Source organism: Corynebacterium doosanense CAU 212 = DSM 45436 (genome assembly GCF_000767055.1).
Classification (GTDB): domain Bacteria; phylum Actinomycetota; class Actinomycetes; order Mycobacteriales; family Mycobacteriaceae; genus Corynebacterium; species Corynebacterium doosanense.
This window is the reverse complement of sequence record NZ_CP006764.1, coordinates 656,694-679,495: the sequence shown is the minus strand read 5'-3', so window position 1 is coordinate 679,495 and position 22,802 is coordinate 656,694. Positions and strand designations below refer to the sequence as shown.

At 68.0% G+C, this 22,802-nt stretch carries 19 protein-coding genes; 8 read left to right on the top strand and 11 right to left on the bottom strand.

What is annotated here, in order from left to right:
• Genes CDOO_RS03420 through CDOO_RS03400 form a run of 5 tightly spaced genes read right to left on the bottom strand, consistent with a single transcriptional unit; the run spans position 1 to position 4,587 of the window.
• Entirely contained in the window at positions 1–585 is a 585-nt protein-coding gene (locus CDOO_RS03420) for an ABC transporter ATP-binding protein (protein ID WP_018021149.1), read from the bottom strand.
• The gene (locus CDOO_RS03415; protein ID WP_018021150.1) at positions 579–1,259 is read right to left on the bottom strand and encodes an ATP-binding cassette domain-containing protein; all 681 of its coding nucleotides are present in this window, start codon (positions 1,257–1,259) and stop codon (positions 579–581) included. The genes CDOO_RS03420 and CDOO_RS03415 overlap by 7 nt, the downstream gene beginning before the upstream one ends.
• Positions 1,260–2,075, bottom strand: a complete 816-nt coding sequence (locus CDOO_RS03410; protein WP_018021151.1) for an ABC transporter permease — start codon at positions 2,073–2,075, stop codon at positions 1,260–1,262. It lies immediately after the preceding gene.
• A complete protein-coding gene (locus CDOO_RS03405) occupies positions 2,072–3,022 on the bottom strand; it encodes an ABC transporter permease (RefSeq protein ID WP_018021152.1) in 951 nt (316 codons plus the stop codon). The genes CDOO_RS03410 and CDOO_RS03405 overlap by 4 nt, the downstream gene beginning before the upstream one ends.
• The gene (locus CDOO_RS03400) at positions 3,013–4,587 is read right to left on the bottom strand and encodes an ABC transporter substrate-binding protein (RefSeq protein WP_018021153.1); all 1,575 of its coding nucleotides are present in this window, start codon (positions 4,585–4,587) and stop codon (positions 3,013–3,015) included. The genes CDOO_RS03405 and CDOO_RS03400 overlap by 10 nt, the downstream gene beginning before the upstream one ends.
• 260 nt (positions 4,588–4,847) lie before the next feature.
• On the opposite strand from CDOO_RS03400, the gene CDOO_RS03395 reads away from it, so the two are divergent.
• The 5 genes from CDOO_RS03395 (at position 4,848) to CDOO_RS03375 (ending at position 9,406) form a co-directional block, all read left to right on the top strand.
• Positions 4,848–6,479, top strand: a complete 1,632-nt coding sequence (locus CDOO_RS03395) for an acyl-CoA carboxylase subunit beta (protein ID WP_026159249.1) — start codon at positions 4,848–4,850, stop codon at positions 6,477–6,479.
• 97 nt (positions 6,480–6,576) lie between these two features.
• On the top strand, positions 6,577–8,118 hold the full coding sequence (locus tag CDOO_RS03390) for an acyl-CoA carboxylase subunit beta (RefSeq protein WP_018021155.1): 1,542 nt from the start codon (positions 6,577–6,579) through the stop codon (positions 8,116–8,118).
• A 14-nt stretch (positions 8,119–8,132) separates the two neighbouring features.
• Positions 8,133–8,339, top strand: coding sequence for an acyl-CoA carboxylase subunit epsilon (locus CDOO_RS03385; RefSeq protein ID WP_018021156.1), 207 nt, complete (start codon positions 8,133–8,135; stop codon positions 8,337–8,339).
• Positions 8,340–8,978, top strand: a complete 639-nt coding sequence (locus CDOO_RS03380; protein WP_018021157.1) for a Maf family protein — start codon at positions 8,340–8,342, stop codon at positions 8,976–8,978. It abuts the gene before it with no gap.
• 14 nt (positions 8,979–8,992) lie between these two features.
• Positions 8,993–9,406 (top strand): DUF3151 domain-containing protein, encoded by a 414-nt coding sequence (locus tag CDOO_RS03375; protein WP_018021158.1) that lies wholly within the window; start codon positions 8,993–8,995, stop codon positions 9,404–9,406.
• Positions 9,407–9,408: 2 nt separating this feature from the next.
• Here the strand turns inward: CDOO_RS03375 and CDOO_RS03370 are convergent, their stop codons facing one another.
• Positions 9,409–10,503 carry an MFS transporter gene (locus CDOO_RS03370; protein ID WP_018021159.1) on the bottom strand — a complete coding sequence of 365 codons (1,095 nt, stop codon included), beginning with the start codon at positions 10,501–10,503 and terminating at the stop codon, positions 9,409–9,411.
• Between the two features lie 249 nt (positions 10,504–10,752).
• On the opposite strand from CDOO_RS03370, the gene CDOO_RS03365 reads away from it, so the two are divergent.
• The 3 genes from CDOO_RS03365 to CDOO_RS03355 all read left to right on the top strand — a co-directional run bounded on the left by CDOO_RS03365 (position 10,753) and on the right by CDOO_RS03355 (position 15,351).
• A complete protein-coding gene (locus CDOO_RS03365) occupies positions 10,753–11,628 on the top strand; it encodes a sulfurtransferase (RefSeq protein ID WP_018021160.1) in 876 nt (291 codons plus the stop codon).
• Between the two features lie 95 nt (positions 11,629–11,723).
• Positions 11,724–13,295, top strand: a complete 1,572-nt coding sequence (locus CDOO_RS03360; RefSeq protein WP_018021161.1) for an alkaline phosphatase D family protein — start codon at positions 11,724–11,726, stop codon at positions 13,293–13,295.
• 286 nt (positions 13,296–13,581) lie between these two features.
• Positions 13,582–15,351 carry an acetyl-CoA carboxylase biotin carboxylase subunit gene (locus CDOO_RS03355; protein ID WP_018021162.1) on the top strand — a complete coding sequence of 590 codons (1,770 nt, stop codon included), beginning with the start codon at positions 13,582–13,584 and terminating at the stop codon, positions 15,349–15,351.
• Between the two features lie 58 nt (positions 15,352–15,409).
• On the opposite strand, the gene CDOO_RS03350 is transcribed toward CDOO_RS03355, so the two are convergent.
• From CDOO_RS03350 to prpB, 5 genes are all read right to left on the bottom strand, one after another.
• Complete coding sequence (locus tag CDOO_RS03350; RefSeq protein WP_018021163.1) at positions 15,410–16,051, bottom strand: PadR family transcriptional regulator; 642 nt, start codon at positions 16,049–16,051, stop codon at positions 15,410–15,412.
• A 133-nt stretch (positions 16,052–16,184) separates the two neighbouring features.
• Positions 16,185–17,132, bottom strand: a complete 948-nt coding sequence (locus CDOO_RS03345; protein WP_018021164.1) for a Dyp-type peroxidase — start codon at positions 17,130–17,132, stop codon at positions 16,185–16,187.
• 25 nt (positions 17,133–17,157) lie between these two features.
• Positions 17,158–20,583: a pyruvate carboxylase gene (locus tag CDOO_RS03340; RefSeq protein WP_018021165.1), complete on the bottom strand. Its 3,426-nt coding sequence runs from the start codon at positions 20,581–20,583 to the stop codon at positions 17,158–17,160.
• Positions 20,584–20,690: 107 nt separating this feature from the next.
• Positions 20,691–21,830, bottom strand: a complete 1,140-nt coding sequence (locus CDOO_RS03335) for a bifunctional 2-methylcitrate synthase/citrate synthase (protein ID WP_018021166.1) — start codon at positions 21,828–21,830, stop codon at positions 20,691–20,693.
• Between the two features lie 12 nt (positions 21,831–21,842).
• On the bottom strand, positions 21,843–22,802 hold the full coding sequence (gene prpB / locus CDOO_RS03330) for a methylisocitrate lyase (protein ID WP_018021167.1): 960 nt from the start codon (positions 22,800–22,802) through the stop codon (positions 21,843–21,845).

Genomic DNA, 22,802 nt, shown 5'->3' with positions numbered 1-22,802 from the left:
TCACTGTAGGTCCGCCAGGTCAACCACCCGGTCCGCCACGTGGCCCAGCAGGTGATGGTCGTGGGAGATGACCAGCACGCCCAGGTTGCGCTCGCGGACCTGCGCGACGAGTGCGCGCCAGATGTCCATCTGCACCAGGGCGTCCACGGCGGTGGTGATCTCGTCCGCGATGAGGAACTCCGTGCGCGGATCCAGCGCCCGGGCGATGTTGAGGCGCTGCAGCTGGCCGCCGGAGACCTCCCCGGCGGCCAGCTGCAGCCACTGCGGGTCGATGTCGAAGGCGTTCAGCAGGGCCGGGTCGGACACGACATGGCTCAGCGGCAGGCGCGGGTCGACGGCGCGCTCCGGGTGCTGGGCGATGAGTTGGACGGGATGGAATCCGCGGGTGGGCGGTGGGGTGCCGTCGATAAGCACCTCTCCCCTGTCGGGCGCCTGCCAACCCGCGAGGATGCGGCCGAGAGTGGTCTTGCCGGAGCCGGAGTCGCCGCGCAGGCCGAGGATCTCGCCGCGGGCGATGTCGATGTCTGTTCCCGTGAGAACCCGGCGCTCGCCGTAGGAGTGCACCAGGTCGCGTCCGCTCAGCATTGTTTCCCCCAGAAGTTGTTGGCGGTCTGCGCGTGCCACAGCGCCCGGGCGTATTCGGAGTCTCCGTCGACGATTTCCCCGGCGCGCATGATGCCAACCCGGTCGGCGATCCGGGAGGCGGCCACCAGGTCGTGGGTGATGAGCAGCACCGAGGTGCCGTGGTCGCGCAGCTCCTCGAAGTAGGAGAGCGTCACGTCGACGGACGCGGGGTCGAGCCCCGGCGTGGGTTCGTCGGCGATGACCAGGCGCACGCCCTTGCCTGCGGAGGTGGCCAGCAGGGCGCGGCGCAGCTGCCCGCCCGAGAGTTCGCCGGGGTAGGACTCTTCGAGATCCCCCACCCCGAATCGCTCCAGGGCGGCGTCATCGCCCACGAAGTCGCCGATCCGCATGGTCGGGTCGAACGCGCCGACGCCCTGGGGGATGAGACGCAGCTCTTTCCCCGGGCGCATCTTTCCCTCCCACGCGACGTCGCCGGCGACCTGCGCGTTTGCGGGGAGCACGCCGGTCAGGGCGTCCGCGAGCACGCTCTTGCCGGCGCCCGACTCGCCACAGAGGGCGACGATCTCCGACTCCCCCACCTCCAGCGACACGGAGCGCAACACCTCCACTCTCCGGCGCGAGAGCCCGCGGCCGTACTGCCCGAAGGCCACGGAAAGTTCTGACACGGTGAGCATCTAGTCCTGCCTCGATTCCGGGGCGATGGTGCTGCGCAGCGCGTCTCCGAGCGCATCGAGGACGACGGCGGCCGTCACCAGCAGAACCACCGCCGCGAGCACCAGCCACCACCTGCCCTCGGTGAGATTACGCATCCCCTCCGAGAGCACGGTGCCCAGCGAGGGGTCCGTGGGCGCGACGCCCAGTCCGATGAAGGTCAGCGCCGACTCGTGCACGATGGCCTGCGAAAACAGCACCACCAGGCCGACGATGACGTGGGCGATGATCGCCGGGAGCACGTGGCGGGTGGCGATCCACCACCCGGACTTCGCTTGTCGACGGGCGATGACCACGTAGTCCGCCGAGCGCACCTTAGCGATCTCCGCCCGCAGCAGCCGGGTGAGCATGGGCCAGTGCGTCACGGCGATGGCCAGGGTCGTGCCGCGCACGCCCCCACCGACGCTGAACGAAATGAGGATCATGAGGATGATGCCGGGCAAGCCGATGGTGACGTCGATCAGCCAGGACACCATGAGGTCCAGCCAGCGCGGGCCCAGCGCGGCCAGCATCGCCATGACTACGGCGATGAGGGCGGCCAGGGTCGTGGCCGCCGCCGCGATACCCATGGACATCGCCGCCCCCTGCACCGTGCGGGCGAACATGTCGCGCCCCAGCCGGTCGGTGCCCAGCAGGTGCTCGGCGCTGACGGGGAGGTTGCGGGCACCGGGCACCGGCGCGGGATCCGGCAGCAGCTGCGCCGACACCACGATGGCAGCGACCAGCAGGAAGGCCAGGGCGCCGAGCAGCAGCACCCGCAGGCGGTTGTTCACCCTCATCGCCGCACCCCGATCCGCGGGTCCACCCGGCGCGCCAGCTCGTCCGCGACGAGGTTGCCCACCACCACGATGAGCCCGAGCACCGTCACCGCACCCAGCAGCAGCGGCACGTCCGAGGCCAGCGCAGCACTGACCGTGAGCTGGCCCAGGCCACGGTAGGAGAACACCACCTCCGCCAGCGTCGACCCGCCGAGCAGGGCCGAGAGGTTGGCGAACTGCAGCATGAGCGCCGGCAGGATCGTCGTGCGCAGGCCGTGGCGGGTGACTATCTGGCGGGTGCTGAGCCCGCGGGCGCGGGCGAATTTGGCCATGTCGGTGTTCAGGACGTCGATAAGCGCCTGTCTGGTGTGCAGCGTCACCGAACTGATGCCCACCAGGGCCACCGTGGCCGCGGGCAGCACCACGTGGCTGAGGCGCTCGCCGGGCGTGACCTGCGCAGATTCCACGCCGAGGGGTTGGGAAAGCCCCAGCGGCACCCAGCCGAGCGCGAGCCCGAAGACGAGCAGAAGCACCAGGCCGACGACAAACGCCGGGGTCGAGGAGAACAGCAGGCACAGGCCGGTGATGAGGCGGTCGGGAAGTTTCCCGCGCAGGGCGCCCGAGACCAGGCCCAGTGCGTAACCCACGACTCCGGAGATGACCCAGGCCAGGGACATGAGCAGCAGCGAGTTCAGCGCCCCGGAGAGCAGCACCGGGCCGACCGGCTCGCGCAGGAGCGAACTCTGGCCGAAGTCGCCGGTGAGCATGCCACCCAGCCAGCCGAGGTAGCGCTGCCACCACGGCTGATCCAGCCCCCAGAGACGGGTGGCGGCGTCGATCTGCGCGGCCGAGGCCCCCTGCATGTTCGCCGCGTACTGGGAGATGGGGTCAAGCGGCGAGATCTCCACCAGCACAAACGCCACGAACGTGACGCTGAGGACCAGCAGGGGGATTCGTACTAACGCCATTGCTCCACGTTCTGGAAGATCTGCAGTCCGTGCCCGTGGCCGTGCAGGGGCTGGTCGCCGAGGTCGAGCGAGTCGGAGACGTAGTAGACGTGGTCGCGGCGCATGAGCCAGACGTAGGGCGCGTCATCCGAGGCGGCGGCCTGGGCGTCGGCCCACAGCTGGGTGGACTCCTCCAGCGGGGTGGCGCGGGCCTGATCCAGCAGGGCGTCGACCTGCGGGTTGGCGTAGTCCGGCATGTTGTTGTAGCCGATGCCCCGGGAGTGCGAGTGGTAGGAGTCGAGCACCTCCTTCGGGCTCAGCGAGCCGAGGGCGAACACGATCGCGCTGGTCTTGCCGTCCACGTAGATGCCGTCCCACGTCGCCGGGACCGGGGTGAAGCGGATGCCCAGGTTCTCCTCCGACTGCGCGGTGACGGCGGCGGCCATGTCCACACGGGCCTGGTCAGTGGTGGTGTACATGAGCGGGATGACGGCCTCGACGCCGTCCTTGTCCACGATGCCGTCATTGTTGGAGTCGCGCCAACCGGCGTCCGCGAGGATGGCCTTCGCCTCGTCCAGGTTCTCGGTGATCTCCGGGCCGTGCCACGGGAGCCCGTCCGAGACCGAAAAGCTGGGCACGCCGTCACCGCCGAGCACGAGGTCGACGATCTCCTGGCGGTCGAGTCCGAGGTTGAGCGCGCGGCGGATCGCCGGGTCGGCGGTGACCTTGTTGCCGGTCTTGACGTCCACGTCCATGGTGGTGGAGGTGGCGCCGGGCTGCTCCGTGGGCAGGGTCAGTCCGAGGTTCTCCACGGATTCGTAGTTCTCGATCCGCATGCCGTCGATCTCCGGCAGGTCCATGCCCGCGTCGACGTAGGTGACGTCGACGTCCCCGGCGCGGGTGGCGGCGATCGCCGCGTCCGTGTCCGAGAGCAGGAACGTCAGCTTCTGGTACTTCAGCTCAGCCGGGTAATAGGGGTTGGCCTCCATGATGACCTGCTCGCCGCGCTGGAAGTCCACCACGTGGTACGGGCCGGAGCTCACGGGGTCGGCCGAGTAGTCGTCGCCATAGGTGTCCGCGGGCACGATGCCAATCTGGGTGGCCAGCGGCAGGAAGGTGGAGTCCGGGATGCCGAGCTCGATGACCACGGTGTGTTCATCCTGCGCGGTCACCGACTCGACGTTGGACAGGTCGAAGGCGACGCCGTCCTTCTTCAGCATGTCGTAGGTGAACGCCACGTCCTTGGCCGTGACCGGGGTTCCGTCGGAGAACGTGTAGCCCGGATTGAGGGTGAAGGTGAAGGTCGTGCCCTCGTGCTCGTAGGAGCTGGCCAGGTCGGGCACGATCTGCTCGTTCGAGTCCCAGCGCAGCAGAGAGGAGTGGGTGACGTAGTGCTCGTTGTGGCTGCCCCAGCCCCGGCGCGGGTCGAATTCGGCCTCGGTGAAGTCGCTGAGCGCGAGCACGAGGGAGTCCTCGGCGCGTTCGGAGGAGCCCGCGGACGCGGAGGGAGCGGTGTCGGTGCCGCACGCGGTGAGCGCGGACAGGCCAAGCACCGTCGCCACAAGGAACGGGATGAGTTTGACCACGGTCGGGCGTGCTCCTCGGGGCTCGGTGACGGGCTGCTTCCCTCACCCTAACCCACATTCAAATATTCAATTGTTTGTTTGAGATTAATCGCAGTCCCGGGGTGGCCGGGGGTGGCCGCGCCGTCACCCCCGGGCAACGGCCGTCGATAGTTACTTACGCTTGCGTAACCTGCGCCAACGTAAGTTACGCCGACGCGCGTATTCGGGCCTATAAATTTGGTAATGGAAACGAAAGAAAACCGCGTATACACTCCCCCGGCATGACCATTTCCTCACCAGTTTCTGCAGTAGACGGCGTGTTCGACACCTCCACCACTGCCGGCAAGATCGCCGAGCTGAAGAACCGCCGGGTCTCCGCCACCTACCCCGTGGGCGAGAAACCCGTGGAGAAGGTCCGCGCCGCCGGGCGGCTCTCCGCCCGCGACCGCCTCGACCACCTGCTCGACGAGGGCTCCTTCATGGAGACGGACATGCTGGCCAAGCACCGCACCCACGACTTCAACATGCAGGTCAAACGCCCCGACACCGACGGCATCGTCACCGGCTGGGGCACGATCGACGGCCGCGAGGTGTGCATCTTCTCCCAGGACGGCACCGTCTTCGGCGGCGCGCTCGGCGAGGTCTACGGCGAGAAGATGTGCAAGATCATGGAGCTCGCCGTCACCACGGGCCGCCCGCTCATCGGCCTCTACGAGGGTGCCGGAGCCCGCATCCAGGACGGCGCGGTGTCGCTGGACTGGATCGCCAAGACCTTCTGGCACAACATCAACGCCTCCGGCGTGGTTCCGCAGATCTCCGTCATCATGGGCGCCTCCGCCGGTGGCAACGCCTACTCCCCCGCCCTGACGGACTTCACCGTCATGGTCGACCAGACGTCGAAGATGTTTGTCACCGGCCCGGACGTGATCAAGACCGTCACCGGCGAGGAGATCTCCCAGGAGGCGCTCGGCGGCGCCTGGTCGCACATGACCACCGCGGGCAACTGCCACTACGTGGCCAAGACCGACGAGGAGGCGCTCGACTTCGTCGCCGACCTCGTCGCCTACCTCCCCTCCAACAACGGCGAGCTCGCCCCCTTCGAGGAGGCCTCCCCCGAGACCGGCGCGGTCGAGGCGAACATCACCGCCGAGGATCTCCGGCTCGACGACATCATCCCCGACCCCGCCAACCAGCCCTACGACGTCCACGAGGTCATCGAGGCCCTCACCGACGACGGCGAATACCTGGAGATCCAGAAGGAACGTGCGGAGAACGTCGTCGTCGCCTTCGGCCGCGTCGAGGGCCAGTCCGTCGGTTTCGTGGCCAACCAGCCGATGGTCTTCGCCGGCTGCCTCGACATCGACTCCGCCGAGAAGGCCGCCCGGTTCATCCGCACCTGCGACGCCTTCAACATCCCCATCGTCATGCTTGTCGACGTCCCCGGCTTCCTCCCCGGCTCCAGCCAGGAGTACGGCGGCATCCTGCGTCGCGGCGCGAAACTGCTCTACGCCTACGGCGAGGCGACCGTCCCGAAGATCACCGTCACCATGCGCAAGGCCTACGGCGGCGCCTACTGCGTCATGGGTTCCAAGGGCCTCGGCGCGGACGTCAACCTCGCCTGGCCCACCGCGCAGATCGCCGTCATGGGCGCCGCCGGAGCCGTCGGCTTCATCTACCGCAAGGACCTCAAGGCCGCCGGCGAGCAGTGCCTCGACGTCGCCGAGCTGGCCAAGAGCTTCGAGCGCGAGTACGAGGAACACATGCTCAACCCCTACAACGCCGCGGAAAGAGGGCTTATCGACGCCGTCATCCTCCCCTCCGAGACCCGCGGGCTCATCGCCCGCAATCTGCGGCTGTACCGCCACAAGAACGTCTCCCGCCCCGCGCGCAAGCACGGCAACATTCCGCTGTGACCCGGGGATGAAACACCCGGGGGTCTCGCGGCGATGTACCAGGGAGCCGACCCCCGTTTGAGACCGCAGCGCACCGAAAGATTTAGACTAGGCACCCATGACCGACGCGACACCAGATCTGACCACGACCTCCGGCAGGATCGCCGATCTGAGGGCACGCCTGAGCGAGGCCCAAGCACCGCTCGGCCAGGACATAGTGGAGGAGATCCACGCCGCCGGCTCCCGGACCGCGCGCGAGCGCGCCGTCGCTTTGTTCGACGAGGGCACCTTCGTGGAGACCGACGCCTTGGCCCGCCACCGCGTCACCGAGGGCGACATGGAGCGCAACCGCCCAGCCACGGATGGCGTGGTCACCGGCTACGGCACCGTCGACGGGCGCCGCGTCTGCGTGTACTCCCAGGACGACTCGATCTTCGAGGGCGCCCTCGGCGAGGTCTACGGTGAGAAGATCCTCAAGATATACGACCTCGCGGCCAAAACCGGTGTCCCCGTTGTGGGCATCCACTCCTCCACCGGCACCCGCGTCATCGAGGGCATCGCCGCGCTGAACATGTACGCCAAGCTCTTCGAGGCCGCCTCGCTCGTTTCCGGCCTGGTGCCGCAGATCTCCGTGATCACTGGCCGCAACGTGGGCCTGGGCAGCGTCGCCCCCGCCTTCGCTGACCTCGTCGTGCAGGTGGAGGGTTCCTCGCTCAACCTGGTCGACGAGGACGTCGTCTCCTCCGTCGGCGGCACCGCCACCACCGGCCCGGAGCTGGGTGGCGCGCAGATCCACTCCGCCACCACGGGCCTTGCACACCTCACCGCGGCCACCGACTCGGACGCAATCGCGCTGGTCCGCGAGGTGCTTTCCTACCTGCCCGTCAACAACCTCTCCGAGGCCCCGCGCACGGGAGCGCCCGCCGAGACGGAACTGCGCGATCTCGACCGCGAGCTGGACAACCTCATCCCGGACACCGACGCGCAGGCCTACGACGTCATCGACGTGCTCACCCGCATCGTCGACGACGGCGTCCTGCGTCAGGTCCAGGAGAACTTCGCCCCCAATGCCGTCACCGGGTTCGCCCGCGTGGAGGGCCGGGCGGTGGGCATTGTCGCCAACCAGCCCACCGAACTCGCCGGCTGCCTCGACGCGGCCGCCGCCACCAAGGCCGCGCGGTTCATCCGCCTCTGCGACGCCTTCAACCTGGCGATCATCGAGGTCGTTGACTCCCCCGGATTCCTGCCCGCCATCGAGCAGGAGCACGCCGGCGTGACGCGCTCCGCCGCACAGTTGGCCTACGCGTACTCCGAGGCCACGGTGGGCAAGATCACGCTCATCACCCGCAAGGCCCTGGGCATCGCCTACGTGGTCATGGGCTCCAAGAGCACGGGCGCCGACCTCGTCTACGCCTGGCCCACCGCGCAGATCGCCGCGGCCGACGCGATCACCGCCACCACCGCGCTCCACGGGGACGACGCCGAGGCCGAGGACTGGGCGGCCGACAACCTCACGCCCTACCTCGCCGCCGAGTCCGGCCTGGTCGACACGGTCATCGAGCCGTCGGCCACCCGATCGCACCTCGTGGAGGGCCTGCGCCTGCTCGACCGCAAGGTCATCACCCGTCGCCCCAAGAAACACGGGAACATCCCCCTGTAGGAATGAGGAACACCATGACCGACCCCAACCCCCTGTTCACGGTGACCAAGGGCAACCCCACCGACACGGAGATCGCCGCCCTCACCGCCGTGCTGTCCACCCTCGCCGCCGAGGCGCGCTCCGGGTCGGACTCCGTGCGCAACCTGTGGGGCCGGCGTGAGATGCCGCACCGCGACACGGTGTTCAACCCCAACGCGTTCCGCAACGTCTCGTTTTACTAGATGCCCCGGATAGTCCTCGCCTCCCAGTCGCCGTCGCGCCTGGCCATCCTCCGCTCCGCGGGCGTGGAACCGGTCGTGCGCCCGGCACACGTCGACGAGCGCGCCATCGAGGCCGCGCACACCGATCCCCGCGAGACCGTGCAGGCACTGGCCGTGGCCAAGGCCGCGGCGATCTCCCCGGACTTCCCCGACGATGTCGTCATCGGCTGCGATTCCCTGCTGCTTATCGACGGCCACCTGCAGGGTAAGCCGCACACCCCTGAGGCCACCGTCGACAGGTGGCACCAGCAGGCCGGCCGCAGCGCCGAGCTGCTCACCGGCCACTGCATCACCTTCCGCGGGGAGTCCTTCGTGGACACCGGCGCGACCCGCATCGACTTCGCCGCCGCCTCCGACAACGACATCGAGGCCTACACCCGGACCGGAGAGCCCCTGGAGTGCGCGGGTGCCTTCACGCTGGAGGCGCTCGGCGGCTGGTTCATCGACCGCATCGAGGGCGACCCCTCCTCCGTCATCGGCCTGTCCCTGCCGCTGGTCCGGCGCGCGCTGTATTCGTTCGGCCTGGATGTGTCGGATTTTTGGGGACGGGATGCCGGAGGCGCTGACGCCGGGATCGACCGTCGAGATGCGCTCTTCTGATTAAGGTGGCGGGCATGGACATCAACGACATGCTCGCCCCCGCCCCCGTCGAACTCCCGCAGGATCCCGCGGCGGGCAAGGATCTCACCGACCCCGCCACGCTCATCGCACACCCGCAATCTCCCCTGGCCTGGGCCGTGCGCGCCGAGACCGCGCTGGCCGCGGCAGAGTCCGACGAGGACAAGCTCGCCACCTACGCCTTCGCACGCACCGGTTACCACCGCTCGCTGGATCGTCTGCGCGCCAACGGGTGGAAGGGCTGGGGCCCTGTGCCCTTCACCCACGAGCCCAACCAGGGCGTGCTGCGTGCCATCGCCACCCTCGCGCTCGCCGCTCGGGCCATCGGCGAGAACGACGAGTACGACCGCTGCCGGCAGATGCTCTCCGACGCGGATCCGGCGAGTGTGGAGAAGCTTCTCGACGCCTGAGATCAACCCCTCGCTCTAGCGCCAGACCACGCCTGCAGGCCGAGGATGCCCAACAGGCCGGCGGAGATGGACCAGAACGCCAGGTGGTGCGACTCCAGGAAGACCGGGAGCACCACCAGCGGCGTCAGCGCGGCCCCGTAGAAACGGAAGGCCTGCACGCTGGAGAGCAGGCTCGATCCGCCCGGTGAGCCGAGCACGATGAGGTTGACCGTCATCTGCAGGCCCTGCGCGGCGAGGATAGCCAGCGCCCAGCACACCGCGACCAGCCAGACCATGGGGGCCACGGGGATTAACGCCGTCGCCGCGGCACCGACCAGCAGACTGCCGAGCAGGACGGGGCGGGGGCCACGGGCGTCGGCAAGCTTTCCTATCCGGCGCGAGAGGAAGAACGCGCTGAGGCCGCCACACATCACCACCAGCCCGCGGCCGAAGGGATCCAGTCCGAATCTTTCGCCGACGATGAGCGCCACCAGCATGCCCGCGCCGATCAGGCCCAGTCCGATGGCCAGGCAGGTGAGCATGTGCACGACGGTCGCGCCCCAGCGGATGCGGCCGCTGATCTGCCGGTCCGCGAGCACGGGCGGCGGGGTGTCCGGCAGCCCCACGAGCACGACCCACACCGCGGCTACGAGCACCACCAGGAACATCAGCTGCCAGTGCACCGCGGCGGCAAGACCCGCGACGACCGGCGCGAACAGCATGCCGAAGGACTGCATCGCCGCGTAGGTGCCCAACGCGGAACCCAGGCGGGAGGGCGGCACGAGCTGGCGGATCATCACCTGGAACACGGGCATGGTGAAGGCGTTGGCGATCCCCATCAGCGCGAACGCGACCGCGAAGAGCCACCAGTACGGCGTGAGAATCACCACGAGGGTGCAGGGGATGGTCACCGCGTAGGCGGCGAGGATGACCCGGCGCGGGCGCAGCGAACGCACGAGGCGGGTGGACACGAGCATGACCGTGGCGAAGGGCACGAGGTACACCGACATCGTCAGCGCCGCCTGCTCCAGCGAGATCGCGAACGTTCCCGCGACGACGGGGAGGATGACGGCCAGGGACTGCCCGGCGAAGGGCCCGATGAACCCGCCGAGATACATCGTCCACATCTGCAGACGGCTCGCGGCTTCGGGCGCTGGGCGAGAGGTCACGGGCCTGCCTTTCTTCCCGGGGAGGTGCTGGTCGGTGATCCGTCTGAATCTAGCGCACGACCGGCACTGGCCCAGTCCAGTGATGAACGCCACTTTCCACCCCGTCACGTGAGCAACTTCCCCGGTGCCGGGTATCGTGGACGCAGTTTCGCCCATCACGCCCACCTCCGGGCAGAAAGGTGCCCAGGTACCGTCATCGTGGCCATTGATTTTGACCCCTCCTCCACCGAAGCGGGCTTCGCGCACCCCCATCGCATCGTCTCCGCCGCCTGGCTCTCCGCTCGCCTGGGCACACCCGGACTCAAGGTCGTCGAGTCGGACGAGGACTCCCTGCTGTACAACATCGGCCACATCCCCGGCGCGGTGCGCATCGACTGGGCAGCCGACCTCAATGACCCCGTCACCCGCGACTTTATCGACGGCGAGGCCTTCGCAGCCCTCATGGACGCCAAGGGCATCGCCCGCGACGACACCGTGGTGATCTACGGCGACAAGTCCAACTGGTGGGCCGCGTACACCCTGTGGGTGTTCGAGCTCTTCGGCCACGAGGACGTCCGGCTTCTCGACGGCGGCCGCGACGCCTGGATGGGCGAGGAACGCGACACGTCCTTCGAGGTCCCCGACTACACCTCGACCGGCTACCCCGTCGTCGAGAGAGACGACACCACCCACCGGGTCTTCGCCCCCGAGATCCGTGAGGCCCTCGGCTCCGAACTGCAGATCATCGACGTGCGTGAGCAGGACGAGTACATCGGCCGCGACGCCCTGGGGCCGGAATCAGCCATCGCCCCCGGTGTCCTGCGCACCGGCCACATCCCGGGTGCGGTGAGCATCCCCTGGGGCGAGTCGGTCTACGCCAACGCACGATTCCGCAAGGTCGACGACATCCGCCAGCGCTACGCCGACCTCGACCCCGAGGCCGACACCCTGGTGTACTGCCTGCTCGGCGACCGTTCTGCGCACACCTGGTTCATTCTCAAGTACGTGCTGGGATTCTCCCGGGTGCGCAACTACGACGGCTCGTGGGCCGAGTGGGGCAACGCGGTGCGCGCCCCGATCGCGCGTGGCAACTGAGTTCCAGACCTGTTCAACTCAGGTTCATGAGCTAGCGATGTCACACCTTTAGCCTCAAGCAGGTTGCTCTCCCCTTTCCTAGGAGTTTCCTGCTCATGGCTCTTTCTCGCCGCGGCTTCCTCGCCGCCTCCGGCCTCACCCTCGCCAGCGGCCTCATCCTGCCCTCCGCATCGGCCCAAAGCTCCGTCACCTCGTCGTTGTCCGGCGGTTCCTCCCTCTCCCCCGGCCTCCTGCTCAACCGCCCCGCGATCACCCACGGAGTCGCCTCCGGAGACATGCGTATCGACGGCGCCACCATCTGGACCCGTTCCGACCGGCCCGCCCGCATGGTGGTGAGCACCTCCGCCACCGAGTCCTTCGCCAACCCGCAGGTCTTCCGCTCCGCCGCGGTGCTCAGCCCGGACACCGACGGCACCGGCAGTCTCCGGCTGACCGGACTGCCTGCGGGCCAGGACATCCACTACCGCGTCCACCTGGAGGATCTCTACACCGGGATCCGCTCCGAGCCCGTCGACGGCGTCTTCCGCACCGCCCCCGCCGAGGCCGCGGACATCCGCTTCCATTGGTCCGCGGACGTCGCGGGACAGGGCTACGGCATCAACCCGGACCTGGGCGGCATGATCGGGTGGAGCGCCATGGCCGCGCGCGACCCCCACTTCTTTCTGCACTCCGGCGACGTCATCTACGCCGACGGCCCCATCGAGGCCGAGGTCCCGCTGAAGGACGGCCGGGTGTGGCGCAACGTCACCACGGAGGCCAAGTCCCACGTCGCCGAGACTCTGGATGATTTCCGCGGCAACTACGCCTACAACCTCCTGGACGAGAACTACCGGGCCTTCAACGCCAAGGTGCCCCAGATTGTCCAGTGGGACGACCACGAGACCACCAACAACTGGTACCCGGGCGAGATCATCACGGACGAGCGCTATACCGAGCGCAACGCCGACGTCCTGGCCGCCCGCGGCTACCGGGCGTTCAAGGAGTGGCAGCCGGTCGACGAGCAGATGACCGTCGACGGGCGGGTCTACCGCAAGGTCTCCTATGGGCCGCTTCTCGACATCTTCGCCCTCGACATGCGCAGCTACAAGGATTCGAATTCCCGCCACACCGCCGGCAACACCGAGGCGGGCTGGATCCTCGGGGGCGCCCAGCGCGACTGGCTCATCGACGCCGTCACCCACTCCACTGCCACATGGAAGGTCATCGCCAACGACCTTCCGCTGGGCATCATCGTCCCCGACGGCGAGGAGCAGGAGAGCGTCTCCTCCGGCACCCCGGGTGCGCCGGTCGGCCGTGAGGCGGAGCTGGCCACCGTCCTCGCCGCGCTGAAGGACGTGCCCAACATCGTCTGGCTGACCGCCGACGTGCACTACTGCGCCGCCCACGAGTACCACCCGGATCGCGCGGCCATCCAGGACTTCTCCCCGTTCTGGGAGTTTGTCGCCGGCCCGCTCAACGCCGGCGCGTTCGGGCCGAACAAGATGGACCCGACCTTCGGGCCGCGCGTGGACTTTGTCCACGGCCCGGAGCACCCGAACCAGTCCCCGCTCGATGAGATCCAGCACTTCGGCGAGGTCAACATCGACGCGGAGAGCAGGGAGCTCAGAGTCAGCCTGATCACCACCCGGGGGAACACCCTGTACACGAAGACCCTGCCTGCCCGTTGACGGCTTCGTCGGTTCTAGTGTCGGTTACCATGAGTGTGTTTTGAATGGTTTCACCCGACGGAAAATCTGGCCCGAAATCATTTTGCGCGCCAAACCTGGCTATTGTTACGCTATCGTAGGTTATAGCGATGTACATCAGTGAGGTCCTTGCGCCGCACATGCCCGTGCGCGCAGTGACAGAGCAATTCCCCCGCCTCCACCAGGAGGTGGGCCAACCAATTGAGTAGTGGACACCTTCACCGGCGACAGCAGGTTCGCTGCCGGGGATCCCAGGAGGGTTACGTAAGTGGCTGTTGAGACGAAGAAGATCACCAAGGTGCTGGTGGCGAACCGCGGCGAGATCGCCGTGCGTGTGTTCCGCGCCGCCAAGGACGCCGGCCTGGCCTCGGTCGCGGTGTACGCCGAGCCGGATGCGGACGCCCCGTTCGTCGAATTCGCCGACGAGGCCTTCGCCCTCGGCGGGCAGACCTCGGCCGAGTCCTACCTGAACTTTGACAAGATCCTCGACGCCGCCCAGCGCTCCGGCGCCGACGCGATCCACCCCGGCTACGGCTTCCTCTCGGAGAACGCCGACTTCGCCCAGGCCGTCATCGACGCCGGCCTCATCTGGATCGGCCCCCCGCCGAAGGCCATTGCCGACCTCGGCGACAAGGTCACGGCCCGCCACATCGCGGAGCGGGCCGGCGCACCCATGGCCCCGGGCACCAAGGACCCGGTGGCCGACGCCTCCGAGGTCGAGGCCTTCGCCGACGAGCACGGCCTGCCCATCGCCATCAAGGCAGCCTTCGGTGGCGGCGGACGTGGCATGAAGGTCGCCTACGAGCGCGGCGAGGTCGCTGAGCTCTTCGAGTCCGCCACCCGCGAGGCCGTCGCCGCCTTCGGGCGCGGCGAGTGCTTCGTCGAGCGTTACCTGGACAAGGCGCGACACGTCGAGGCCCAGGTGCTGGCGGACCAGCACGGCAACGTCGTTGTCGTGGGCACCCGCGACTGTTCGCTGCAGCGGCGTTTCCAGAAGCTCGTCGAGGAGGCGCCTGCCCCGTTCCTCACCGACGAGCAGCGCGAGCGCATCCACTCCTCCGCCAAGGACATCTGCCGCGCCGCCGGTTACTACGGCGCCGGCACGGTGGAGTACCTCGTCGGATCCGACGGCCTGATCTCCTTCCTCGAGGTCAACACCCGCCTGCAGGTCGAGCACCCCGTCACCGAGCAGACCGCCGGCATCGACCTCGTGCGGGAGCAGTTCCGCATCGCCGAGGGCCAGCAGCTGCGTCTCAGCGAGGATCCGGAGGCCCGGGGCCACTCCTTCGAGTTCCGCATCAACGGCGAGGACGCCGCCGCCGGCTTCATGCCCGCGCCGGGCACCGTCACCGCCTACTCCGAGCCGACCGGCCCCGGCGTGCGTGTCGATTCCGGCGTGCGCCAGGGTTCCGTCATCGGCGGGCAGTTCGACTCCATGCTGGCCAAGCTCATCGTCACCGGCGAGACCCGGCAGGAGGCGCTGGAGCGCTCCCGCCGCGCACTCGCCGAGTTCCGCGTCGAGGGCATGCCCACGGTCATCCCCTTCCACCGCGCGGTCATCGAGGACCCCGCCTTCGTGGGCGACGAGAACGGCTTCGACGTCTACACCCGGTGGATCGAGGAGGAGTGGAAGAACGAGCTCGCCCCCTACGTCGACCCCGCCGACATCGACGAGAACGAGCCCGCCCCGAAGCAGAAGTTTGTCGTCGAGGTCGCCGGCCGACGCATCGAGATCGCCCTGCCCGCCGGCTTCGGCGTGAGCGGCGGCGCCACCAAACCCAAGAAGCGCAAGCGCGCCAAGGGTGGGGCGGGCAACGCGGCCTCCGGTGATCAGGTCACCGCGCCCATGCAGGGCACCGTGATCAAGGTCGCCGTCGAGGAGGGTGCCGAGGTCTCCGAAGGCGACGTCATCGTCATCCTCGAGGCCATGAAGATGGAGAACCCCGTCAAGGCGCACAAGTCGGGCACCGTCACCGGCCTGGCGGTCGAGGCTGGCCAGCAGGTCAACAAGGGCGTCGCCCTGCTGGAGATCAAGTAGCCGCAGCAATGCCCCGGGGAGTCCACACGTGTGGACTCGCCGGGGCATTGTTCTCTTCCTAGGAGAGCTTCTCGACGTCCTTGGCAGCCCGTTCCAGAATGGCCACCACCTCGTCGCGACGGTCTTCGTCTACTGCGCTAACGGCCTTGAACAGCCGCTCAAACGCGGACCGCCAATCAACAGGATCCGAAGCAATACCGAAAAATCGTCTGGCCTCCTCGATGATCGGACTCGACCCAGGGCGGCCGTATGGTTCCCGCGGCCCTCGCCCACCATGTCGGGGCCCCTCGTCCCCCGGCTGCGAATACGCCTGCCAGAGCTGCTCGCGCTCCGCGGTGAACTCCTCGGCGGCCACGCGTCCCTCGTCGGTGAGGTGGGCAACCTTCTTGCCGTCGACAGGCTCGGTGCGAATGAGGCCCTCATCCTCGAGCTGGCTGAGCTGCGGGTAGATCGCGCCGGCGCTGGGCTCCCAGCGCTGCTCGGTGCGCTCGGCGATGGTGGTGATGATCTCGTAGCCATGCATGGGTTTGTCGGCGAGGAGGATGAGGATGACCTTGCGCAGGTCCCCCCGGCGGGCGCGGCCGCCGCGTCCCCTGCCGCCGCCGAATCCCGGGTGCGGGAACTCACGGTGCTGCTCGTGTCGGAGGTGACGTCCGGAGAAAAAGTCGGCGCCGCCGTTGAAGTAGAAGTTGTTGTGCATGAGTGTGAACCTTTCGTGTGCGCGCCTCGACTCGGTGCCGCGGCGTCTGGCTAAACGATATATCGCTATCGTTATTATGTCAACGATATATCGTTAATTTGCATAAACCGCTGGTCACACCGCCAGCGGAAACTTAGCGCCGGGCCACGCCGTCGTTGTTGGCGGTCGCCAGGAAGTCGTACGTGGGCACGAAGAACGTCGCCCCGGTGTGCGCCGTGGAGTAGTCGAGGATCCGGTCGTAATTGCCCTCGGGCCGGCCGATGAACATGTTGCGCAGCATCATCCGGATGATCTCCGGCTGGTGGGTGTATCCAATGGAGAACGTGCCGAAAGTCCGCTCCGCCATCGACCCGAACGGCATGTTCAGCCGGTAGATCTTCAGCTCCTCCCCCGATTCGTCCGTCACGGTGTTGAGCGCCACGTGCGAGTTGCTGGGCCGTTCGTGGGCGGGGAAGGCGACGTCGGAAAGCTTTGTTCTCCCTATCACCCGCTCCTGCTCCTCCACGGTCTCCGCGTTCCAGCTGGAGAGGTCGTGGGAGTAGCGCTGCACCGTGACATAGGTCGAACCCTCCCAGGGCTCACCCTTAGGGATGTAGACGGCCTCGAGGGAGCGCTCGGTGCGCGGGTTGGCCGTGCCGTCGACAAATCCCAGCAGGTCACGTTGATTGAAGTACTTAAATCCCCGCACCTCATCGGTCACCCGCGCGCCCTCGCCGAGGTTGTCCAGCGGGATGCGGGCGAGCTCGAAGCACATGTCCTCGTGCTCGGCGCGCAGGTGGATGAGCAGGTCTCCCCCGGTCGCCGGCGCGACGTGCTTCGCGCCCCGGATCTCCTCGAACTCGGTGAGATCCACCGGGCGCGGCAGGGAAAACAAGCGGTCCCAGGCCCGCGCGCCGATGCCGACCACGGCGGTGAGGCCGTCCTCCGGGTGCCGGAAGCCGACGGATCTGGTGAAGGCGTCGAAACGCGAGAGGGTGTCGCGCGCGGCCTCCTCCGCCTCCCGGGTGTGGTCGATCTCGACAACAAGAAAGACACCCGACCGGGACGGCTTCTCCACAATGTCCTGCCGCATGATTCCCATGTCCGGGTGTCCTTTTCTTCGGGGGCTACTTCTCCCTGATCACCACGATCAGGTCTCCGCCCTCGACCTTAGTCGCCTCGTTGAGCGCGACCTGATCGATGGTGCCCGTGACCGTCGCGGAGATGGTGGCCTCCATCTTCATGGCCTCGATGGTGGCCACGGGATCGCCCGCGGAGACCTCGTCACCCACGGCAACGGTCACGTTGACCACGCCGGCGAAGGGGGCGGGAACCTGGCCGGGCTGGGAGGTGTCGGCCTTGCGCACCTCGGCGACCCGCGACTCGACGCTGCGGTCGCGCACCTTGAGCGGGCGGATCTGACCATTGACGTTGAGCACGACCCGGCGCATGCCCTTCTCGTCGGGCTCGCCGACGGCGTCGAGACGCACCACCATTCCCGCGCTGGACTCGCTGTGCGCCCCGGTGCGCAGAACGGACTCCTCGCCCTCGACGAGGCCGTAGAAGAAGAGCTGGTCCTCGAGGCGGGAGAGGTCGCCGTAGGTGCGGCGGTGCTCGACGAACTCGGCGGCCTGCTTGGGGAACATCAGCCGGTTGAGTGAGGAACGGCGGGTCGCCTGATCCTCGGATACGAGCTTGTCGGCCTCCTCCGCGGGTACCTCGACCATGGCCTGCTGGCCCTGGCCGCGGCCGGCGAGGATGCGCTCGGTGATCTCCGGCCAGCCACCGGGAGGGGTTCCCAGCTCGCCGCGGAGGAAGGAGATGACGGAGTCGGGGATGTCGTACTTCTGCGGATCCGCCGCGAAGGTCTGCGGATCCACGCCGGCACCCACGAGCGAGAGGGCGAGGTCACCCACCACCTTGGAGGAGGGGGTCACCTTGGTCGGGCGGCCGAGGATCTCGTTGACCCCGGCGTAGGTGTCCTCGATGAGCTCGAACCGGTCCGCCAGGCCCAGGGCCGCGGCCTGCGTGCGCAGGTTGGAGAGCTGACCGCCCGGGATCTCGTGCCGGTAGACCCGGCCCGTGGGACCCGGGATGCCCGACTCGAAGGGGGCGTAGACCTGGCGCACGCCCTCCCAGTAGGGCTCCAGCTCGGAGACCGCCGCGAGCGAGATACCCGTGTCCCGCTCGGTGTCGGCGAAGGCCGCGACGATGGCGGACAGCGAGGGCTGCGAGGTGGTGCCGGCGAGCGGGGCGGAGGCGCCGTCGACGACGTCCGCGCCGGCCTCCGCGGCCGCGAGGTAGGTGGCCAGCTGGCCGCCGGCGGTGTCGTGGGTGTGGATGTGGATGGGCAGGTCGAACTCGGCGCGCAGGGCGGTGACCAGCTTCTTCGCCGCTGCCGGGCGCAGCAGTCCGGCCATGTCCTTGATGGCCAGGATGTGCGCGCCGGTGCCGACGATCTCCTCGGCCAGCTTGAGGTAGTAGTCCAGCGTGTACAGGTCCTCCTTCGGGTCGAGGAGGTTGCCGGAGTAGGCCATGGCGACCTCGGCCACGGAGGAACCCGTCTCCAGGACCGCGTCGATGGCCGGGCGCATCTGGGAGACGTCGTTGAGCGCGTCGAAGATGCGGAAGATGTCCACGCCGGACCGCGCCGCCTCGTTGACAAACGCCGTGGTCACCGACTCCGGGTAGGGCGTGTAACCCACGGTGTTGCGCCCGCGCAGCAGCATCTGGATGTTGGTGTTGGGCAGGGCCTCGCGCAGCGCGTCGAGCCGGGCCCAGGGGTCCTCGTAGAGGAAACGCATGGCCACGTCGTAGGTCGCTCCGCCCCAGGCCTCCACGGAGAAGAGCTGCGGGGTGAGCTGCGCGGTGGCCACGGCGGCGTGCACGAGCGTGTCCGTGCGGATGCGGGTCGCCAGCAGGGACTGGTGGGCGTCGCGGAAGGTGGTGTCGGTGATCCCCAGCGCGCTCTGCCGGCGGATCTTCTCGGCGAAACCGGCGGGGCCGAGCTCGAGGAGGTCGTTGCGTGAGCCGCGCGGGGCGGTTTCGTCCAGCTCGATGTGCATGAGCTTGCGCCACGGCTGGATCAGCGTGGGGGCGGCGCCGTGGGGTTTGTTCACCGTGACGTCGGCGACGTAAGCGAGGATGCGGTCGTTCTCGTCGATCTCGACCGGTGCCTCGAGGATCTCCGGGTGCTCGGCGATGAAGCTGGTGGGGATGCGTTTGTTCTGGAAGTCGCTCTCCTTGAGCAACGCGCGCAGGAAGCCGATGTTGGTGGACACGCCACCGACGTTGAACTCGTTGAGCGCGCGCAGCGAACGCTGGACCGCCTCGCGGAAGTTCACGCCGCGGCAGGTCATCTTCACCAGCAGCGAGTCGAAGTTCGGCGTGATCTCCGTGCCCACGGCCACCGATCCGTCGAGACGCACACCCGCACCACCCGGGGAGCGGTACGCGGTGATGGTGCCGGAGTCGGGGCGGAACCCGTTGTGCGGGTCCTCGGTGGTGATGCGGCACTGCAGCGCGGCGCCGGTCAGGGTGATCTCGTCCTGGCGCAGGCCGAGGTCCTCGAGGGAAGCGCCGGCGGCGATGTAGAGCTGGGACTTGACGATGTCCACCCCGGTGACCTCCTCGGTAACCGTGTGCTCCACCTGCACGCGCGGGTTCATCTCGATGAAGACGTGGTTGCCCTGCTCATCCACGAGGAACTCCACCGTGCCGGCGCCCTCGTACTTGATGTGCTGACAGAACTTCACGGCGTCGGCGCAGATCTCGTCGCGCAGCTCCTCCGTGATGTGCTGGGCGGGGGCGATCTCCACGACCTTCTGGTGGCGCCGCTGCAGCGAGCAGTCGCGCTCGTAGAGGTGGATGACGTTGCCCTGTGCGTCGGCGAGGATCTGCACCTCGATGTGCTGCGGGTTGATCACGGCCGTCTCGAGGTAGACATGGCCGTCACCGAACGCGGCCTCGGCCTCGCGCGAGGCCTCGGCGATCCTGTCGCGCAGCACCTCGGGCTTCTCGACGAAGCGCATCCCGCGCCCGCCGCCTCCGGCGACCGCCTTGACGAACAGCGGGTAGGTGAAGTCCTCCGAGTAGCAGGCCAGCTCGTCGATGTCCTCGGACGGCTTCGAGTCCTGCAGCACCGGCAGGCCGGCCTCGCGGGCGGCCTCCACGGCCGCGGACTTGTCGCCGGTGAGGTCGAGGGTCTCCGGGGTCGGGCCGATGAACTTGATCCCGTTGTCGCGACATGCCGCGGCGAGCTCGGTGCGCTCGGAGAGGAAGCCGTAGCCGGGGTAGATGGCGTCCGCCCCGGTCTCCTTGGCCGCGCGGATGACCTCGTCGATGTCGAGGTACGCCTTGACCGGCGCTCCTTCCACGCCGATGCGTACGGCCTCGTCGGCGAAGGGGCGGTGGAAGGAGTTTCGGTCCTCGCGCGGGTACACGGCGACGGTTTTTGCCCCGGTCTCGAACGCGGCGCGGAAGGCGCGGACGGCGATCTCTCCGCGGTTGGCGACCAGCACTTTGATGAAGGACGGGAGGTTGGAGGTGTCCACGCAGAACTTCCTTTCATAGGAGACCCTATCCAGGGCCTAAGCATTTTCATCTTAACGCACGAACCGGCCCAGCCACAGGTGGTGGAGGGCCGGCACATGCACTGGTACTACGGGCGGGCGGGAACCTCACGCTGGTCCGGCCCGACGTACTCGGACAGCGGGCGGATGAGCGAGTTGTTCTCGTACTGCTCGATGATGTGCGCGGTCCATCCGGTGATGCGCGCCATGACAAACAGCGGGGTGAAGAACGGGATGTCGAAGCCCATGAGGTAGTAGGCCGGGCCCGCCGGGAAGTCGAGGTTCGGGCGGATCCTGATGGAGGTGTTCTCGTACATCGTCTCGGCGAGGATGTCGTACATCTCCACCCACTTCTCCGAACCCTCGTGCTCGGTGGCGAGCTTCTTGAAGGCGGCCTCCATCGTCGGAACGCGGGAGTCCCCCTTCTTGTAGACGCGGTGCCCGAAGCCCATGACCACGTCTTTGGCGGCGAGTTTGTCCTTGGCCCACTGCTCGGCCTTGGCCGGATCATCGATCTCGATCATGTTGTGCATGACCGCCTCGTTGGCGCCGCCGTGCAGCGGGCCCTTCAGTGCGCCGATGGCGCCGGTGACCGCGGACCACGTGTCGCCGCGGGTCGAGGTGATCACCCGGGCGGTGGAGGTCGAGGCGTTGAAGGAGTGCTCGGCGTAGAGGATCATGGACTTCTCGAAGCACTCGACGTCACCCGGCTTGTTCAGCGGGGAATCCGGGCCGTCGCCGAACACCATCCACAGGAAGTTCTCCGAGTAGCCCAGCTCCGGGTTGGGTTCGACGTATCCCTCGCCCCGGCGCCGGCGGATGTCCAGGGCGACGATGGTGGGCAGCTTGGCCAGCAGCTCCAGGCCGATCTCCCGGATGTGGTCGCTGTTCGGCGTGAAGTGCTGGGGATCCAGAGTGCCGAGGAACGAGACCGCGGTGCGCACGGCGTCCATGGGGTGGCAGTCCTTCGGCATGGCCTCGATGACCGCGATGGTCGCCTCGTCGAGTCCGCGCCGCGCGCGGCCGGCATCCTGGAACTCGCTCAGCTGCTCCGCGGTGGGCAGCTCCCCGTTCCACAGGAGGTAGGCCACCTCCTCGAACCTACGGTCCTTCGCCAGCTCGTCCACGGGGTAGCCGTAGTAGAGCAGGGAGTTCGTCTCCGGGTTGACCTTGGAAACCTTGGTGGTGTCGGCGTAGACGCCGGCGAGACCCTTCTTGATGTCGGCCATGATGAGTTCTCCTTAACTCGAGGGATCGCTGGTGGGGCTGGTGGGGATGTTGAAGGTGGGCTGGTAGCTGTCGGCGGAATAGGTGAACACCTGCTGGTCGAACTCGTTGTAGTCCTCGTAACGCACGAGCTCGTAGAGCCGCGAGCGGTGCTGCATCCGGTCGACCCAGTCGCGCTGGGTGCCGGTCTCGGCGATGTCGCGCAGCGCGTCCTCCGTGGCCCCCATGGCGATGCGCAGCGTGGTCACCGGGTAAATCACCGCGTTATAACCCAGGTCCTGGAGCTCGCCCGCGGACAGCAGCTCGGTCTTGCCGAACTCCGTCATGTTGGCCAGCAACGGCGTATCGACGGCCTTGCGGAACTTCTCGAAGTCCGCGGGCGAATAGAGTGCCTCGGTGAAGATGAGGTCGGCGCCCGCGTCGGCGTAGGCTTTCGCCCGCTCGATGGCGGCGTCGATGCCCTCCACCCCGGCGGCGTCGGTGCGGGCGCAGATGACGAAGTTCTCGTCGCGCCGCTCCTTCACTGCCGCGGAGATCCGGCGGACCATGAGGTCGGTGGGGATGACCTCCTTACCGTCGAGGTGTCCGCAGCGTTTGGGGTTGACCTGGTCCTCGAGGTGGCAACCGGCCAGGCCGGCGTCCTCGAACTCGGAGATGGTGCGGGCGGCGGACATGGGTTCGCCGAAGCCGGTGTCGGCGTCGACCATCACCGGCAGGCTCGTGGCGCGGGCGATCTGGCGTGAGCGGGCGGCCACCTCGGTGAGCGTCGTCAAGCCGATGTCCGGCAGGGCGAGGTCGTTGGCGAGCACGGCGCCGGAGACGTAGACACCCTCGAAGCCGCCGATGTCCTCGATCAGCCGCGCGACCAGCGGGGAGAAGGCGCCCGGCAGCTTCTGGATCGTGCCCGAGTTCAGGCCCGCGCGAAACGCCTTACGTGCCTCGGCGGGATTGCTGGAGTTGTACAGCCCGGCCAT

Bases quoted from the DNA above. Each gene is read 5' to 3' on its own strand.
- CDOO_RS03420 (WP_018021149.1), bottom strand. From the start codon at position 585: ATGCTGAGCGGACGCGACCTGGTGCACTCCTACGGCGAGCGCCGGGTT.
- CDOO_RS03415 (WP_018021150.1), bottom strand. From the start codon at position 1,259: ATGCTCACCGTGTCAGAACTTTCCGTGGCCTTCGGGCAGTACGGCCGC.
- CDOO_RS03410 (WP_018021151.1), bottom strand. From the start codon at position 2,075: ATGAGGGTGAACAACCGCCTGCGGGTGCTGCTGCTCGGCGCCCTGGCC.
- CDOO_RS03405 (WP_018021152.1), bottom strand. From the start codon at position 3,022: ATGGCGTTAGTACGAATCCCCCTGCTGGTCCTCAGCGTCACGTTCGTG.
- CDOO_RS03395 (WP_026159249.1), top strand. From the start codon at position 4,848: ATGACCATTTCCTCACCAGTTTCTGCAGTAGACGGCGTGTTCGACACC.
- CDOO_RS03390 (WP_018021155.1), top strand. From the start codon at position 6,577: ATGACCGACGCGACACCAGATCTGACCACGACCTCCGGCAGGATCGCC.
- CDOO_RS03385 (WP_018021156.1), top strand. From the start codon at position 8,133: ATGACCGACCCCAACCCCCTGTTCACGGTGACCAAGGGCAACCCCACC.
- CDOO_RS03380 (WP_018021157.1), top strand. From the start codon at position 8,340: ATGCCCCGGATAGTCCTCGCCTCCCAGTCGCCGTCGCGCCTGGCCATC.
- CDOO_RS03375 (WP_018021158.1), top strand. From the start codon at position 8,993: ATGGACATCAACGACATGCTCGCCCCCGCCCCCGTCGAACTCCCGCAG.
- CDOO_RS03370 (WP_018021159.1), bottom strand. From the start codon at position 10,503: ATGTATCTCGGCGGGTTCATCGGGCCCTTCGCCGGGCAGTCCCTGGCC.
- CDOO_RS03360 (WP_018021161.1), top strand. From the start codon at position 11,724: ATGGCTCTTTCTCGCCGCGGCTTCCTCGCCGCCTCCGGCCTCACCCTC.
- CDOO_RS03350 (WP_018021163.1), bottom strand. From the start codon at position 16,051: ATGCACAACAACTTCTACTTCAACGGCGGCGCCGACTTTTTCTCCGGA.
- CDOO_RS03345 (WP_018021164.1), bottom strand. From the start codon at position 17,132: ATGGGAATCATGCGGCAGGACATTGTGGAGAAGCCGTCCCGGTCGGGT.
- CDOO_RS03335 (WP_018021166.1), bottom strand. From the start codon at position 21,830: ATGGCCGACATCAAGAAGGGTCTCGCCGGCGTCTACGCCGACACCACC.
- prpB (WP_018021167.1), bottom strand. From the start codon at position 22,802: ATGGCCGGGCTGTACAACTCCAGCAATCCCGCCGAGGCACGTAAGGCG.